The sequence below is a fragment of the Tenacibaculum sp. SM2510 genome, from assembly GCF_057002845.1.
Genome location: NZ_CP192703.1, coordinates 2,643,150 through 2,658,649, shown reverse-complemented (window position 1 = coordinate 2,658,649; position 15,500 = coordinate 2,643,150). Strand labels below are relative to the sequence as shown.

Annotated in this window: 17 protein-coding genes and 1 pseudogene; 16 read left to right on the top strand and 2 right to left on the bottom strand. The window is 29.6% G+C overall.

Annotated elements, in window-relative coordinates:
• Window positions 1-33 precede the first annotated feature (33 nt).
• The 7 genes from ACQ629_RS12095 to ACQ629_RS12065 all read left to right on the top strand — a co-directional run bounded on the left by ACQ629_RS12095 (window position 34) and on the right by ACQ629_RS12065 (window position 7,331).
• A complete protein-coding gene (locus ACQ629_RS12095; protein ID WP_483705291.1) occupies window positions 34-1,164 on the top strand; it encodes a hypothetical protein in 1,131 nt (376 codons plus the stop codon).
• A 12-nt stretch (window positions 1,165-1,176) separates the two neighbouring features.
• Entirely contained in the window at window positions 1,177-1,548 is a 372-nt protein-coding gene (locus ACQ629_RS12090; protein WP_483705289.1) for a hypothetical protein, read from the top strand.
• A gap of 423 nt (window positions 1,549-1,971) precedes the next feature.
• Window positions 1,972-2,178: a helix-turn-helix transcriptional regulator gene (locus ACQ629_RS12085; protein ID WP_483707225.1), complete on the top strand. Its 207-nt coding sequence runs from the start codon at window positions 1,972-1,974 to the stop codon at window positions 2,176-2,178.
• Entirely contained in the window at window positions 2,179-3,387 is a 1,209-nt protein-coding gene (locus ACQ629_RS12080) for a DNA cytosine methyltransferase (RefSeq protein WP_483705287.1), read from the top strand.
• Window positions 3,380-5,992, top strand: a complete 2,613-nt coding sequence (locus tag ACQ629_RS12075; protein ID WP_483705285.1) for a sensor histidine kinase — start codon at window positions 3,380-3,382, stop codon at window positions 5,990-5,992. Before ACQ629_RS12080 ends, ACQ629_RS12075 begins: the two co-directional genes overlap by 8 nt.
• A complete protein-coding gene (locus ACQ629_RS12070; RefSeq protein WP_483705283.1) occupies window positions 5,989-6,684 on the top strand; it encodes a hypothetical protein in 696 nt (231 codons plus the stop codon). The genes ACQ629_RS12075 and ACQ629_RS12070 overlap by 4 nt, the downstream gene beginning before the upstream one ends.
• A 62-nt stretch (window positions 6,685-6,746) precedes the next feature.
• A complete protein-coding gene (locus ACQ629_RS12065; RefSeq protein WP_483705281.1) occupies window positions 6,747-7,331 on the top strand; it encodes a hypothetical protein in 585 nt (194 codons plus the stop codon).
• 230 nt (window positions 7,332-7,561) lie between these two features.
• Here ACQ629_RS12065 and ACQ629_RS12060 read toward each other — a convergent pair whose 3' ends face one another.
• A complete protein-coding gene (locus tag ACQ629_RS12060) occupies window positions 7,562-8,530 on the bottom strand; it encodes an IS110 family RNA-guided transposase (RefSeq protein WP_483705279.1) in 969 nt (322 codons plus the stop codon).
• Between the two features lie 416 nt (window positions 8,531-8,946).
• Between ACQ629_RS12060 and ACQ629_RS12055 the strand changes: the two are divergent.
• The 9 genes and pseudogenes from ACQ629_RS12055 to ACQ629_RS12015 all read left to right on the top strand — a co-directional run.
• Window positions 8,947-9,492: pseudogene (locus ACQ629_RS12055) on the top strand (transposase); the annotation flags it as partial.
• Window positions 9,493-9,814: 322 nt separating this feature from the next.
• Complete coding sequence (locus tag ACQ629_RS12050) at window positions 9,815-10,252, top strand: SRPBCC domain-containing protein (RefSeq protein ID WP_483705277.1); 438 nt, start codon at window positions 9,815-9,817, stop codon at window positions 10,250-10,252.
• Window positions 10,253-10,276: 24 nt separating this feature from the next.
• Window positions 10,277-10,726 carry an SRPBCC family protein gene (locus ACQ629_RS12045; RefSeq protein WP_483705275.1) on the top strand — a complete coding sequence of 150 codons (450 nt, stop codon included), beginning with the start codon at window positions 10,277-10,279 and terminating at the stop codon, window positions 10,724-10,726.
• 2 nt (window positions 10,727-10,728) lie between these two features.
• Complete coding sequence (locus ACQ629_RS12040) at window positions 10,729-11,106, top strand: DUF2200 domain-containing protein (protein WP_483705273.1); 378 nt, start codon at window positions 10,729-10,731, stop codon at window positions 11,104-11,106.
• Window positions 11,107-11,189: 83 nt separating this feature from the next.
• Window positions 11,190-11,963, top strand: coding sequence for a tRNA-uridine aminocarboxypropyltransferase (locus tag ACQ629_RS12035; RefSeq protein ID WP_483705271.1), 774 nt, complete (start codon window positions 11,190-11,192; stop codon window positions 11,961-11,963).
• 45 nt (window positions 11,964-12,008) lie between these two features.
• A complete protein-coding gene (locus ACQ629_RS12030; protein ID WP_483705269.1) occupies window positions 12,009-12,941 on the top strand; it encodes an NAD-dependent epimerase/dehydratase family protein in 933 nt (310 codons plus the stop codon).
• Between the two features lie 99 nt (window positions 12,942-13,040).
• Window positions 13,041-13,646 carry a MarC family protein gene (locus tag ACQ629_RS12025; RefSeq protein ID WP_483705267.1) on the top strand — a complete coding sequence of 202 codons (606 nt, stop codon included), beginning with the start codon at window positions 13,041-13,043 and terminating at the stop codon, window positions 13,644-13,646.
• Window positions 13,647-13,819: 173 nt separating this feature from the next.
• The gene (locus ACQ629_RS12020) at window positions 13,820-14,407 is read left to right on the top strand and encodes an SRPBCC domain-containing protein (protein WP_483705265.1); all 588 of its coding nucleotides are present in this window, start codon (window positions 13,820-13,822) and stop codon (window positions 14,405-14,407) included.
• 52 nt (window positions 14,408-14,459) lie between these two features.
• Window positions 14,460-14,822, top strand: coding sequence for a hypothetical protein (locus tag ACQ629_RS12015; protein ID WP_483705263.1), 363 nt, complete (start codon window positions 14,460-14,462; stop codon window positions 14,820-14,822).
• Here ACQ629_RS12015 and ACQ629_RS12010 read toward each other — a convergent pair.
• The gene (locus ACQ629_RS12010) at window positions 14,819-15,271 is read right to left on the bottom strand and encodes a DUF1569 domain-containing protein (RefSeq protein ID WP_483705261.1); all 453 of its coding nucleotides are present in this window, start codon (window positions 15,269-15,271) and stop codon (window positions 14,819-14,821) included. The genes ACQ629_RS12015 and ACQ629_RS12010 overlap by 4 nt on opposite strands.
• Between the last annotated feature and the right edge of the window lie 229 nt (window positions 15,272-15,500).

Genomic DNA, 15,500 nt, shown 5'->3' with positions numbered 1-15,500 from the left:
TATGACGTAAGAAAAAGTAAAGATGCAAGATTTATGGACCAAAAAGTAACACCTGATGTTCTATGTATAGTTGCCGATTGTGTTCTGAATTTTGATGCAGACCAAAATATTGAATTTACAAAAGATGATATTTGGGCTGATAATTATTTTAATACAAATGTCAAAGGTATTTTCAATAAACCAGATGCACAAAATGAAACAACAAAGTTAGAATATGACAAGTTTACTTCTCAACCTTTAAGAACATTAGCATATGCAGGTATTCTATCTATGCGAAAAGATGGAAGAAAAAATATGTATAAAATAGAGAATAGAGCATTACTTGAATTTATTGGACTAAAAGAACGAAATGCTTTTATCTTTCTGTACCAATACTTAACTAAAGTATTGGATGACAGTAATATGTTAAGACATTTTGACAAATTCAAAGACGAATGTTTAAATGGTTCAATTACAAATAATGAACTTCAAGATTTAAAAACCCGTTTTCAAAGGTTTATTATTGGTAACACAGCAATAAATGGAACAACAGAAGTAAATAGAATCTTTCCAAAAATTCTAAATGTTCTTTCGTGTCAAAACAATATTGAAGGAACAATTAGAGGACGATTATCAAAACACCAAATATATTATACTGACTTAATGTATAATAGACCAAATTGGAGAGATGTAGATAAAAGTAAAAGTACTTCAAGAAATGAAGCCATTTCAGAACACGAAAACTTGATGATTGAACAAAATGAGGCATATTCAGATTATCAAGTGCAAAAAGCAATGAATATGATTAGAAAGATGTACACTTCAAGTGAAATTAATGACCAATGGGCTAATGGAGAAGCAACGCAAATCCATCATATTTTCCCAAAAGCAGAATTTCCATTACTTGCACATTATCTTGAAAACTTAATTAAACTAACACCTACACAACATTATACAAAGGCACATCCTAGTAATAAAACCCAACAAATAGATAGAGATTATCAATTAATTTGTTTGTTAGCAAAAACAGATAGTGTTGAAAGTTCATTAAGAAAAGGAGAGTTTATTTACAGAAAAGAAAGTCTTGTATATGTAATAAACACAGGATTAACTGAAACTTTAGAATATGATATTGATTTCAGAACCATAAAAAGAGAATTAACAAGGATATATAATGTAGCCTAAAAAAATAAAACTATGTATCAACAAAATTTTGGAACGCAAAACCAAATTCAATTTGCTAATGAAAGTGAATATTATGAGTTACTTGGATATTTATCAAAATCTGATGGAACAACTTCTTTAACTTGGGAGCATAATGAAAATCAAGGTGCTTGGGGAAGTGAAGGTAGAATTAAGTTTTATATAAACAATCCTCCTACTTCAGCAACATTAAACCATACTGCTGGTGTTGGAAAAATTATAACACGAGTTAACTGTAATGAATTTATAGAGAACATTGTTACAAATCATCAATTTATTATGGGAGGAAATCAAAATGCAGTAATTATTCGAAATACAGTTCCTCAACAATATCAAGTAGATTTTGACAGAGGTTTAGCTTTATAAATTGCCAACGCTAAAAGCCATACACATTTACAATTTGCTCAAGCCAACGCTACGCCAAAAATTGCAAAAGAGTATGTCTTTGCCAACGCTAGCAAGTTTGCGGAAAGAAAAGCCAGACAGGTAACACCGTATATAATTTATTGCTAGTTTTAGCTTACTTACGAAAATCCTCGCAGTCTTTATATCTGTGTTTTATTTACTAAATTCACTACTTAAAATACGCAACAAACCATATACAACAACGTTACCTGCAAGCTGAAAAGCCAACGCGCAGTCAAGCACATTTTATTTTTTTCGTGCCTCAAAAATAAAAAGAGCTTGCCTTTTCCCACCACTCACTCTTACAGAAAATATCTACTAAAATGTCAATAATATTAGGAATAAGTTAATATATTTGCGTAAAACACAAATAAATTGGCTAAAGTGGAGATAAATAGAATCAAAGTTGCATTAGCAGAAACCAGAAGAAAAAATAAATGGTTAGCAGAAAAACTTGAAAAAGATGAATCTACAATATCACAATGGTGTACTAATGCCAGACAACCATCTTTGGAGAATTTATTAAATATTGCTAATGCTTTAAATATTGACATTAGAGAATTATTATACTCAACAAAAGAAAGTGCTTAAATGAACAACTCTAAAACATATATAGACCTGTTCTCGGGTTGCGGAGGACTTTCTCTTGGCTTACATAATGCAGGATGGAAAGGCGCTTTTGCAATTGAAAAAAGCGAAGATGCTTTTAAAACCCTTGAACACAATTTAATCAAAAAGAAAAAGCATTTTGATTGGCCAAATTGGTTAGAACAAAAACACCACGATATAAATGAAATTCTAGAAAACAATTCGAATGACCTAATTAAGCTAAGAGGAAAAATCGATTTGGTAGCAGGTGGACCGCCTTGTCAAGGATTTTCAATGGCTGGAAGAAGAATCGAAAATGACTCTAGAAATGACTTAATTAATTCCTACATAAAATTCATTGACTATGTAAAACCAAAATTGATTTTCTTTGAAAATGTCAAAGGTTTCACCCTTGGTTTCAAAAATAATGACAAAAAAGGTAAAGCATATTCAACATATGTGGTTGAACAACTAGAAAATCTAGGATATTCTGTAAAAGGACAGTTGATAGATTTTTCCAAATATGGAATTCCTCAAAAAAGAACAAGATTTATTTTAGTTGGTATTCAAAATGATTTTATCAAAGAACATCCATCAATAAATAAAGAAAGCTTTTTTGATGGAATTCAAAATAACAAAGAAAATTTTTTAATAAGTAAAAATCTTACTCTGAATCCTACTTTAGAAAATGCAATTTCTGATTTACTGCAATCTAACGGAGTAATTGAATCTGAAACCCCTAAATTTAAAGAAGGAGTTTATGGCGAACCCTTATCAAATTATCAAAAATTTGTCCGAAAGTATAAAAGGAAAAATGCTAGAGTTGATAGTCATAGGTTCGCAAAACATACAGATTCAATAAAAGCTAGGTTTAAAATCGCATTGGATGAAAACCTTACAAGCTCAGCATATAGAGCACGATTCCAACTTAAAAAAAGTAGTACTAAAATACTTGAAGCAAATAAACCGACACCAACGATTACGACATTACCTGATGACTACATTCACTACTGCGAACCAAGAATTATGACAGTTCGTGAGTACGCTAGAATCCAATCCTTTCCTGATACTTATGAATTTAAGGGTAAGTACACTACTGGTGGAAAGAGAAGAACACAAGAGGTTCCGAGATATTCACAAATTGGAAATGCAATTCCACCATTATTTGGAGAACAAGCAGGTTTAGTTTTAAAACAACTAATTAATGGGTGATATTCAAAAACTACATTTTAAAACTAATGTTCAATTAAAAAGCATAATTGGTAAAGATTTAATCAATGATGACAATATTGCTATTCTGGAATTAGTTAAGAATTCGTTTGATGCGGATGCTAAAAATGTTACTGTAACTTATCTTAATCTTAAAGATAATGACGACAAAACAAATAAAACCTTTTCTGATAAAACATCAAGATTAATTATTCAAGACAATGGGCTTGGAATGGACTTAGATGGGATTCAAGATAAATGGTTAAATATTGCTTATTCCGAGAAAAAAACAAACAAAACCCAACACAAAAGAAGAATGGCAGGTGCCAAAGGTGTTGGGCGATTTTCCTGTGATAGGCTTGGTGAATATCTAAATTTATACGCTAAAACAAAGAACGATTCTGAATATGTGAAATTGACAATTGATTGGAAACTATTTGAAATTGAAGACGAAAAAAAAGAAATTCAATCTATCCCTTTACAATATCAATCATTGACAAAGTCTGAGTTAATTGATTTTGGAATTGAACCATTTGAGCAAGGTGTATTGTTAGAAGTCATAAAATTACGAAGCTCTTGGGCTTATCCTATAAGAGATAAAAAAGGAACAATAATCAAATGGGATACCGAAAAGTTTGTTGATTTAAAAAAATATCTTGAAAAACTAATTAACCCAAATCAAGCTTTTGAAAATGATGATTTCGGAATTTTTATAGATACACCCGAATTTATTAAAGAAAATAACAATAGAGAAGCTCACGAAAAATTTATAGGAAAAGTTCAAAATAGAATATTTGATAAATTAGATTTTAAATCTACAAGCATTGAAACAAAAACTATAGAAAATGGTGAAGTTATTTATACTGAATTAAAAGACAAAGGAGAAACTGTTTTTTGGATAAAGGAAAAGAATCCTTACTATCCATTTATTAAAAACGTAAAAACGTCACTTTACTACTTAAACCCTTATGCAAAAGCTTTTTTCACAAAACAAACTGGTATCCAATCTGTAAATTATGGCTCAGTATTTCTATTTATAAATGGTTTTAGAATTCCACCATATGGTGAAGTTGGTAATGATTGGTTAGGATTAGACCAAAGAAAAGCACAAGGAACAAGAAGGTATCTTGGATTACGAGATATTATTGGTCAAATAGAAATTCTTGATGAACAAAATGATTTTCAAATTGTGTCAAGTCGTGAAGGAATAGTTAGAAACGATAACTTTAAAAACCTAACTAATTCTGAAAGAAATGATAGCTATTTTTATAAATCGTTAAGAAGACTAGAAAGATATGTTGTTGAAGGACTTAACTGGGATAGTTCTATTTATGACAGTCAAGACAAAGAAGATGCTAAAATTCTAAAAGATATAGAATCCAAAATAGTATCTGGCGATATTTTTGAAGATGATTTAGAATTTAGAGAAGATTATAATACAAAACAAAGACGAATCTATAGTGCAATACATTCCATAATTTCTGCTAAAACAAATGATGTAATTGAACTCTATATTAATGAAAAACTTATTACTCAAAAAATAGAGGAAGAAAAAGAAAAATCAGAAAGAGAATTTCAACAGTTAATTGAAGACTTTGATAACAAAAAGATTGACTCTGAAACATTGAATAGAATTTTACTAAGGAAAGCAGAGCAAAATGCAGATTTAGAAAAACAAATAAAGGAATTTGGAAAATACAACACCAATGAAATTACTTCAAAAGCAGTCTTAGAATTACAGAATTATAAAACTACAATTGAAGAACAAACAATATTAATACAACAATTACAATTTCAACTCGAGAACTTAAAAGGGGAAAAAGAAAAATCCGACAAAACAGCAAATACTTATAAAGAAAAAGCGGAAAAAGCAGAGGAGAATTTCAAAATTGAAAAAGAAAAAAATCTATACTTACTTGCAACGAGAAGGACTTTAAGTCCTGATGCTGATGGCTTAATACATACTATTAAAATAAATAATATAGAAATTAGAGATGGTCTTGATAATATAATAGACGATTTAACTGAAGATGATTTTGAGATTGAGGACTTGATTAAGAAATTAGGGTTTTTAAAAATTAATGCAGAGAGATCTTTAAAAATGGCCGAATTTGTAACAAGAGCAGACCTTAAAGAAGATATTGAAAAGAAAGATGTTGATATAGTTTCATATATACAAGAATATATATCACTCTATGGAGAAACGTTTTCTGATAAAATCTCATTCAAATTTGAAACAAATAAATCCTATCTAAATAAAAATATAAGTGTATTAAATTTATCCATTATTCTGGACAATATAATTAGTAATGCTGTAAAGTGGAACGCTAAGAATATTCTATTAGATTTTGAAAACATTAACGAAAAGCAATTGGCTTTGGTCATTTCGGATGATGGAAAAGGGCTAGCAGACAAATTTCTAAATGACCCAAATAGAATTTTCGAACTTTCAGTTCGTGAAGTTGCGCCAACTAATATGAGTGGTTCTGGAATTGGTCTTTTTTATACTAAAAGCCTATTAAATGATATGAATTGTGATATATCTTTTCTGGGTAATAATTTAAAGTTAAAAGGTGCATCTTTCAAAATCATTTTCAATACAATATGAGTGTAGCTAGACTATTATACATAGACGACAATAGAATCGATTCGCAAATCGAGAACCTAAGAAAGAAACTAAAACGTTCCGGATTTGACCTTGATGAAACATTTTTGAATTTAAATGATGAAAAGTTTAAAAAAAGAGATGAGAATCAAAAAGTAATACTAGATCTAAAAAAAATTAAAGAATACATTATAGAAAATTACTCACAAGAAAATTTTGATATCGTAGCTTCTGATTATGATTATTCAGATGAAAATTTAGATGGTTATCAACTACTTTCCTGGATAAAGAATCAAAGTAAAGCTCAAAAATACAGATTACGTTTCGCCCAATTTTGCTTATACTCAGCAGAGCAAGACAAACTTGTTGAACAATTAAATTCACCTGATAAAATAAAAAAACTAGTAAAACTAAAGATTGATGATTTTATTGACAGAAACAATTTAGCTAATGACCTATTTTCGTTATTTATTAAACCCAAAGAAAAATACAGTTATTCTAAACACTTAATTGATTATTTAGAAAAATACCCAGACTTAATATTTAATAATGTTTACCCCAAATTTAAAGGTAAAACATTATCCGAAATTGCTCACGAAATAGATAAGGATTTACCAAATGGAATTGATTTTCAGAAAAATTTAGTCGAACTAACAATAGCTCATTTAGTTGACTTAAATAAATTTAAAGATTGATGATAACGGTTATTATTTCTGTCGACCCTTCTACTAATTTCTTATATTCTATTGTAGAAAATATGAAATCTAATTCTATAGAATTTGAATTGATTGAAGTTCATCCTAATGAAGAATCCTATAAAAGTTGTCTTGATAATATTTCGAATCTACCAGAAAATAATACAATATTATTCCTAGGTCACGGCCAAGACAATCAAATTTATGGAGGTGAATTACTTGATGATTTTCCAAAACAGCCTTTGGTTAAAAGAAATGAAATGGGAATTTTCAAAAATCAAAATTTATTTTTACTCGCGTGTGATTCTGCAAGTTTAATAAAAAGCTCATTTCGAATCGCTAAAACGAATAAAGCTATTGGTTTTGGCCCATTACCAACAGAAATGGAAGAAGTTAAAAATGATAAAAAGCTGGCTACTGCAGGTATTACACTCGATACTATTGAACTATTTAAACAAGCAATAAATGAGACTGTAATATTAAGTTTACTAGAATACTTTAAAGATGAATCTAAGGACTTTATCTTTTTAAAAGATTATATAAACTTACACTTGAACAAAAGAATTAATAAAGCTATTCTTGAAGAAGGAAATAAAAATTTAGCCGATTTATTGTTCAATATGAAAAATGATATGGTAATATATTAGCCAACGCTAAAAGCCATAAACATTTCCAGTCGCACCATCCAAGCTTCACCAAAACTGTAAAAGAGTATGTCTTTGCCAACGCTAGCAAGTTTGCGGAAAAAAGCCAGCCAGGTAACAAAGAACTGAGGTAAAAAACAAACCTTTTCTTCATTAATTTTACGCAATATTATTCTAGACTCAAAATGCTACTACTTGGTATTTTGAGTTTTTATTTCCTGTATAATAACTACTTATTTAGGTAATACTGAAATGTACTTTTCATCGTAAGGTAAACCCGATTTTGCTATTGCAAAACTTTGTTTTATTAACTTATTAGAAACTGCTATTAATGCTAGTTTTTTACTCTTTCCTTTGTTTACAATACGCTCATAAATATCTCTACATGCTTTATTATGTTTGCATGCATTAAAGGAACATAAAAACAAAAGATTCCGTAACTTTCTATTACCTACTTTACTAATCCTACTTCGACCTCTTACACTACTCCCCGACTCTCGTATTGTAGGTGTGATACCAACATAACTACAGAGTTGTGATGCGCTTTCGAATTTCTTAAAGCCATCGGTAACCACAATTAAAAACAAAGCTGTTTTCATTCCTATTCCTGGAATACTCTGCAACAATGTTAATTGATGCTGTTCATCTTGTTTTACTAAAGAAAGTAATTTGTCTTCTATACCCAAAATTTCTTTGTCTAAGTATTTTTTTACCCTATTTAAAGAGCGATAAACAAACTTTGATGGAACTCTTAAAACTTGCTCTCCATGAATCTTATTCTTAGTAGCTGTTCTTTTCTTTATCAAAGCATCTAACCATCTGAAAAGCTGTAAACACTCACTTTGAACATCTGTCAGAGCTGTATATAAAGGAACTTCATTAATTTTACCATACTCACAAATCGCTTTCGCATCACTCTTATCCGTTTTTACTTTCGCTAATTTCATCTGTATAAAACGCTTTACTGATAAAGGATTTACAACCGAAACTACTTGCTTTTCTTTGTATAAAAACTGCGCTAACCTGTAATGATAATAACCTGTTGCTTCCATTATTACTAATGATTCTTTAGGTAGACTTTTTAGAAAAGATCTAAAACCTGACGCATTATTTTTAAATTGATTATGCCCCTTTTTGCTTCCATAAACATCAAATACGTCTTTGCTAATGTCAACTCCAAAAATTTCCTTATATTTATTCATAAGAACTGTTTTATGAAAGAATAATCTACTTGACTCACAACAACTTGAAAACGAGATCTAGGTCTCACAGAACTGAACGTGATTTTTAGTAGAAAAGAGAGAGGATTATCAATGTTGTCGAAGTCTAAAGCTTCACCGTATATATTAACCTTAATTCTCTCTTTTATTCTTTCTGATTTATAACTCTTAAATTTAACCTTTTTATTAAATTGCTAACTTAAGCCGTATAAAAAAAATTGCTGGTTTTAGCCAATTTACGAAAGTCCTCGCGGACTTTCTATCTGTGTTTTATTTGCTAACTTTAGTGCTTGAAACACGCAAATAACCATACACAAACACGTTAGTAAAAAATTTAGAAATCACTCTGCGTACTCAAGAACTTAACGCAACAAATCTAAATTATTAGATTTGTTATTATGATACGTAAAAAAACTAGTCGACTTACTCTTAAAGAAAGGATTCAAATTGAGACACTTTTAAAAGAAAATAAGTCTAAATCTTACATCGCCAAAACTCTAAATAGATCTCGTTCTACTATCACTAGAGAAGTTAATAAATGGGTACAAACTGATAAGGATAAATACGCTACTGAATTAGCTAACTGGAATGCTAAAGACGATTATCTAAACAAAAGAAATACTGATAAAATATCTATTCATAAAAAACTTAGAGTTTATGTTTTTAAAGGACTTTTATCACAATGGATACCTGAACAAATTGCAGGAAAATTAAAACTAAATTTTCCTAATGACCCAATTATGTCAATATCACATGAATCTATTTATAGATGCATTTATACGCAACCTCAAGCTCGTTTAAATAAAAAACTAATCAATCTACTTGTACGTAAAAAAACACGAAGGAGATCTCCTAAAAAGAAAAGAGGAACAGACTTCAATCTAATTAACAAAAAGCAACTCATCATTATTCAAGAAAAATTAAACAATAGACCTCGAAAAATTATAGGGTATAAAACGCCTAAAGAAATTATAGATTCTGAACTAAAATTTGTAGCTTAGACTCATTAAATAAACTGCAACGTTTGTTGCGTTAGAACCTTGAATGCAGCTAATTTTAGTTCGAAATGGAAACAAAAACATGCAACAACACCATGATGTATAATTAATTTCTTGATCACTGCCTACTTACAAAAATTTCGCTGAAATTTTCTATATGTGATTTGTTTGCTAACTTAGTTGCTTAATTAGGTAATTTTCCATACAAAAATGGCTAACATCAATTAGTAACGACTATAAAAAGATTTACAAAAACTAAAAAATCAATATGAAGCTAGAATCTAATGCGACTATACAGATTCAAAAACCGATAGAAGAAGTTTTTGAAGGAATTGTAAACCCTTCGAAAATGACTAAATATTTCATTTCGGAAAGTAGCGGACGACTTGAATCAGGGAAAGAAGTAATTTGGGAATTTCCTGAATTTAGTGATAAATTCCCTATCAAAGAAATCAAAATTGAAACCAATCTTTCGATTTGCTTCGTTTGGGACCCAGAAACTGTTGTAAAAATTACATTAGAAAAATTACCCGACAACAGTACCTTAATAAGAGTTAACGAAAGCGGTAAGGAACTTAATGAAAATAACCTGAAATGGGCTTTAGAAAATTCGGGGGGATGGGCAAACTTCCTTGCTTGTTTAAAAGCCTATTTGGAGTATGGAATAAATCTTCGTAAAGGTGCATTTGATTATATGCGAAAATAATAAATCCGCTTATAAAGTAGTGATATGAATATAACTATTGACATAGAAATAAAAGCATCTAAAGAAAAAGTTTGGAAGGTAATTACAGATATTGAAAATTCTATGAACACAATATCTGGAATTGATAAAATTCAACTTCTTAATAAACCAAAAGACACAGTAATCGGTTTAAAATGGAAGGAAACAAGAACAATATTCGGTAAATCTGCTACGGAAACAATGTGGATAACAGAGGCTACAGAAAACAACTATTACAAAACAAGAGCCGAAAGTAACGGCGCTATTTATCAAACTATTTTAAAACTTTCTGAAAAAGAAAACAGTACTTTTTTAACAATGGAATTTAGTTCGGAGGCTATTTCATTTAAAGGAAAAATTATGGCTTTTATTTTTGAAAAAATGTTAAACAAGTCAATGAAAAAACTTATTAAAAAAGAATTAATTGACATAAAAACTACTGTCGAAAACAAATAAACATGAAAGTTACAGCAGAAAAAAATGAGAAAGTTGCTAATATGATCTTTGCATCCATTTATCCGCTTTATTTAAATAGGTTAGAGAAGAATGGTAGAACAAAAGAAGAGCTTAACCAAGTAATACAATGGTTAACTGGCTTTAATGAAGATGAATTACAAGTACTCATTGAAAAGAAAGTGACTTTTAGAACATTTTTTCAAAAAGCTAAAATACATCCTAACGCACACTTAATTAAAGGGGTCGTTTGTGGTTACCGAATTGAAGAAATAGAAGATGAATTTGAGTTGTATAAACAATGTAGACGTATGGAAAAACTTATTGACGAATTGGCAAGAGGTCGCAAAATAGAGAAAATTTTACGAGAAGAAAAGAAATAAAACTAGCCCTAACATCATAGCTAATTTATTGCTAACCTTAGACTACTTACAAAAGTAGTGCGAATTTTATATTCGGTTTGTAATTGTTTAAACATATTGTAGCCAAATTAAAAAACAAAAAGACATTCATCTTGCAGGTAGAAATAAAAAAAACAAGAATTAAGTGCTACAAATGTATGAGACCTTCAAGTACGTGTATTTGTAAATATATTAGTCCTTTTCATACGAAGACTCGTTTTATCATTTTGATGCACCCGAAAGAGTACCGAAAGGAAAAAAGCGGAACGGGACATATTACGAATCTTCAACTTGAAAATTCAGAAGTTATAGTTGGTGTTGATTTCACCAATAATAAGCGTGTAAATGAAATACTGTCAAATGAAAAAAGCGACTCTTTTTTATTGTATCCAGGAAAAGATAATCTCAACTTCTCTACAAGAAAAAGTTCAGAAATAAATTCTTTTATGGGTAATAATCCACACATTTTCATTCTTGATGGCACATGGCCTTGCGCTCGTAAAATGCTTAAACTAAGTATGAACTTACAAAGACTAAAAAGAGTAAGTTTTGATAATAAAATAAAATCTAAATTTATTATTAAACAGCAACCAGAATCTCTTTGCCTTAGTACTATTGAATCTGTTTATACAGTAATAAACTTACTTAACAAGGGTAATTTAGAAAAATGTGACACAAAGAATTTCCTACTTCCTTTTGAAAAAATGATAGAACATCAACTCGAATATGCACTAAATCCAAATAGTAAAAACTATTGCTCAACAGCGAACAAAGAGATGATAACTAAGAATATGTATAAGAAAAAAACGGAAAGAAGTATTATTTTTGAACAAGAATAGCTGTAATTACTAAGTTAATAAGGAAAGTATAAATCATTAAAAAATATGCAAGTAATTTTAGGAGCCAACGGGATAATTGGAGAGGGGTTAGCGAAAGAATTAAGAGCCAATTATACCGATGAAATAAAACTGGTTGGAAGGAATCCTAAAAAAGTAAATCCTGACGATATTTTATTCAAAGGAAATTTACTTAACCCTAAAGATGTAAATAAAGCTTTAGTAAATGCTAAAATTGCGTATTTAACTGTTGGTCTTCCATATAAATCTGAAATTTGGTTAAGCGATTGGCCTAAAATAATGCAGAACGTAATTCGTGCCTGTAAGGCAAACAATTGTAAACTCGTATATTTTGACAATACCTATGCGTATGCACAGAATAGTAAAGTTCAAAAAGAAGACACTTTATTAAAATCAAAAGGCAAAAAAGGGATTGCAAAAAAAATTACTGCTGAACTTTTATTGAAAGCGATGGAAGAAAAAGAAATTGAAGCTGTTATATGTCGAGCGCCTGAATTTTATGGCCCGGGTAAAACAAAAGGAATTACAAACACACTTGTTTTCGAGAAATTAAAAGCCAATAAAAAGCCAAAAGTATTATTAAACGACAATGTGTTACGAACTTTAATTTATGCACCAGATGCAAGTAAAGCAATGGCTTTAATAGCAAACCATTCCGAAACATATACACAAACTTGGCACCTACCTTGCGATGATAACCGACTTACTTACAAAGAAATTATTGCAGAAATCTCCAAGCAATTAGGTCGTACCATAAAATACGATGTATTAAATTCGTTTATCTTAAAAACAGCTTCCTTTTTTAACACCAATAGTAAAGAAACGCAAGAATTGCTACCTCGTTACACCATCGATAATATATTTGACTCTTCTAAATTTAATAATAAGTTTCCCGAATTTAAAGTAACTTCTTATCAGGAAGGAATCAAAACAATAATTGACGATTATCAGATCAAATAAAAACGTAAATTAATTCTTTACCAATTATATTAGTCATTAAATTTGCTCCTTGCAATAAGTGTCTTAAAATTTGTTCTGTTAACCCCGAAATAAAATAAAATGGTAGAATTTTTAACCACAATGTTTTTTGTTTTTGCCGTAATTGACCCAATTGGTTCAATACCTGTTTATCTTGAAGCAACAAAAGAGTTTGATTTAGTTCATAAAAAGAAAATTGCTATTAGAGCATCAGTAATTGCTTTTTTGATTCTTTTATTTTTCATTATAATTGGACAACTAATTTTAGAAGGAATGTCTGTATCACTTGATGCTTTTCAAATTTCAGGTGGTGTAATTCTATTTTTATTTGCATTAACAATGATATTCGGAGATGGAAAACCTGAACTAGAAAAAAACAGAATCACAGACTATAAACACGTTACTATATTTCCAATTGCAATTCCTTCTATAGCATCACCAGGAGCAATTATGGCTGTTGTTTTAATGACAGACAATCATATTTACTCAATTCAACAACAAACTATCACAACTGTAATAGTTTTACTTGTAATCGGAATTACTTGTCTTATTCTTTTAGTAGCAAATCATTTACAAAAACGAATAGGTGATTATGGTATTACGGTGATAAGTAAAATTATGGGACTTATTTTAGCTTCTTATGCTGTACAAAGTATTTTAAGTGGAATAAGTAGTTATTTTGGATAACACATAAAAAGCAGGTGGTAATAGGGTGTATTATTAATTACTCAGTTCTAGCCTACTCACAAAAACCTCGCAGATTCTCTATTCGGTTTTTATTTGCTAACTTTCAAGCTTAAAACGCACAAACAGTTGGCTACGATTTGAAGAAATATCGTAACAATTAAAAATAAGCAGACATGAAAAATATACTAATTATACTTTTTTCAATCTTTTTGAGCTCTTTCTCATTCGCCCAAAAGAAAAATAAAACAGAACAGAAACGTGTAATATCTAAAATAGATTCGACCTACAACAACGAATTAGCTCTAATTCAGAAATTTATCGTAAACGTACCAATCGATTCTGTTTGGAATGCATATTCTACAAAAGAAGGCTGGGAGAATTGGGCCGTTTCAATGGCTGAAATTGATTTTAAAATCAACGGACTTATTCAAACAAACTACAATAAAAATGGTAAAATAGGAGACGATACAACAATTACCTTACACATCTTAAATTACGTTCCAAACCGAATGATTACCCTTCAAGCAGAGATTTCAAAGAATTTTCCAAAATTTATGAAAGAGGATGAAAAAAATTTATATAATGTTATTCTTTTTGAAGAACTAAGTGTTTCAAAAACAAAAGTGACATCTTTCGGAATTGGATATAAAAACAACGAAAAGTACAAATCCTTAATGCAGTTTTTTGTTAAAGGTAACGAACAATCCTATCTTAACCTTATTTCATACCTCGAAACAGGAAAACCTTCTGTAAAGTATTAAAATACTGACTATGACAGACAAATTACAATTTCAAAAAAATCGCTAAATAACTATGAGTGATATAATCGTAAGTATTTTAATGATTATTATTTTAAGTTGTCATATTACTGCTATTATCATTGGGTATAAAAAGCAAAACACAACCTTAATAGTTTCTTATTTAAATTTAGCTATTGCAACTAGTTTTTTATTTTTTTGGGGTATTAATGTAAAACAATATAATATCGAGTTTATAGAATTAGCCTTAATATGTTTAGAGGCTTGTATTATAATATCAGCTTTGTTTTACATTAAAAATTTTAACACTAAAACCATTGTAAGAGGGGTGAATTATATTGGTTTCGGAATTCATTTATTGGTTACAACAGGAATGCTTTATTACATCTTAACGTTTAAGTTCAACACTCTTTTCTAAACTCCAAACTGCTTTAAATGGTGTTCTAAATGTTTGTAAAATGAATTATTCCATTCTTGTTTTGTTAATTTACCGAAAGAGTGTGATTCTTTTCCATCAAAATAGCCTTCACCTAATTCTTGCGTTTTAATTATAAAAGCTATCAAACGTTTCTTTTCAGTTTCAAATTTACGTTCATCAGTAATTATAAATTGCGGAGCGGTTCTTCCGTTTTTGGCATAAAAAGTTTCGTTCACAACGGCCTTTTTCACAAACGTTTTAAGTATCATCCTTACAAAACCATTTGGTCTTGGATGTTTGTCTGTATAAACCATCTCATAGGCAACACAACAATGCGCTAACATCTTTGCAACAGACATTTTTCCCCAATTTGGTTGGGTATCAGGTGCTAATTTATCAATTCTACTAATTATTTCGTTCGTTATTTCTTTCTTAAAAATATTCTTCATTTTTATGTTTTTTGGCGAGTAAAATACTATCTAAAATATGTACACAAATTACAGCTCATACAATTAAACAACCTAATAGTATGCCTAAAATGGGTGCTTTCTGTATTTAGCAGTCCTTACATAACCTTTAAAAGGTTATTATTATGAATAATAAATTTCTTATAACTTATTAGAACACTAAAAAAACACATTGTTAACAACTGTACCTTAACATATATATTTATTCTAC

What these genes read in the sequence shown, in the direction of transcription:
- ACQ629_RS12060 (WP_483705279.1), bottom strand. Translation starts at nt 8,530, where the DNA reads ATGAATAAATATAAGGAAATTTTTGGAGTTGACATTAGCAAAGACGTA.
- ACQ629_RS12070 (WP_483705283.1), top strand. Translation starts at nt 5,989, where the DNA reads ATGAGTGTAGCTAGACTATTATACATAGACGACAATAGAATCGATTCG.
- ACQ629_RS12020 (WP_483705265.1), top strand. Translation starts at nt 13,820, where the DNA reads ATGAAAAATATACTAATTATACTTTTTTCAATCTTTTTGAGCTCTTTC.
- ACQ629_RS12040 (WP_483705273.1), top strand. Translation starts at nt 10,729, where the DNA reads ATGAAAGTTACAGCAGAAAAAAATGAGAAAGTTGCTAATATGATCTTT.
- ACQ629_RS12075 (WP_483705285.1), top strand. Translation starts at nt 3,380, where the DNA reads ATGGGTGATATTCAAAAACTACATTTTAAAACTAATGTTCAATTAAAA.
- ACQ629_RS12050 (WP_483705277.1), top strand. Translation starts at nt 9,815, where the DNA reads ATGAAGCTAGAATCTAATGCGACTATACAGATTCAAAAACCGATAGAA.
- ACQ629_RS12030 (WP_483705269.1), top strand. Translation starts at nt 12,009, where the DNA reads ATGCAAGTAATTTTAGGAGCCAACGGGATAATTGGAGAGGGGTTAGCG.
- ACQ629_RS12010 (WP_483705261.1), bottom strand. Translation starts at nt 15,271, where the DNA reads ATGAAGAATATTTTTAAGAAAGAAATAACGAACGAAATAATTAGTAGA.
- ACQ629_RS12080 (WP_483705287.1), top strand. Translation starts at nt 2,179, where the DNA reads ATGAACAACTCTAAAACATATATAGACCTGTTCTCGGGTTGCGGAGGA.
- ACQ629_RS12025 (WP_483705267.1), top strand. Translation starts at nt 13,041, where the DNA reads ATGGTAGAATTTTTAACCACAATGTTTTTTGTTTTTGCCGTAATTGAC.
- ACQ629_RS12090 (WP_483705289.1), top strand. Translation starts at nt 1,177, where the DNA reads ATGTATCAACAAAATTTTGGAACGCAAAACCAAATTCAATTTGCTAAT.
- ACQ629_RS12015 (WP_483705263.1), top strand. Translation starts at nt 14,460, where the DNA reads ATGAGTGATATAATCGTAAGTATTTTAATGATTATTATTTTAAGTTGT.
- ACQ629_RS12095 (WP_483705291.1), top strand. Translation starts at nt 34, where the DNA reads ATGGACCAAAAAGTAACACCTGATGTTCTATGTATAGTTGCCGATTGT.
- ACQ629_RS12045 (WP_483705275.1), top strand. Translation starts at nt 10,277, where the DNA reads ATGAATATAACTATTGACATAGAAATAAAAGCATCTAAAGAAAAAGTT.
- ACQ629_RS12065 (WP_483705281.1), top strand. Translation starts at nt 6,747, where the DNA reads ATGAAATCTAATTCTATAGAATTTGAATTGATTGAAGTTCATCCTAAT.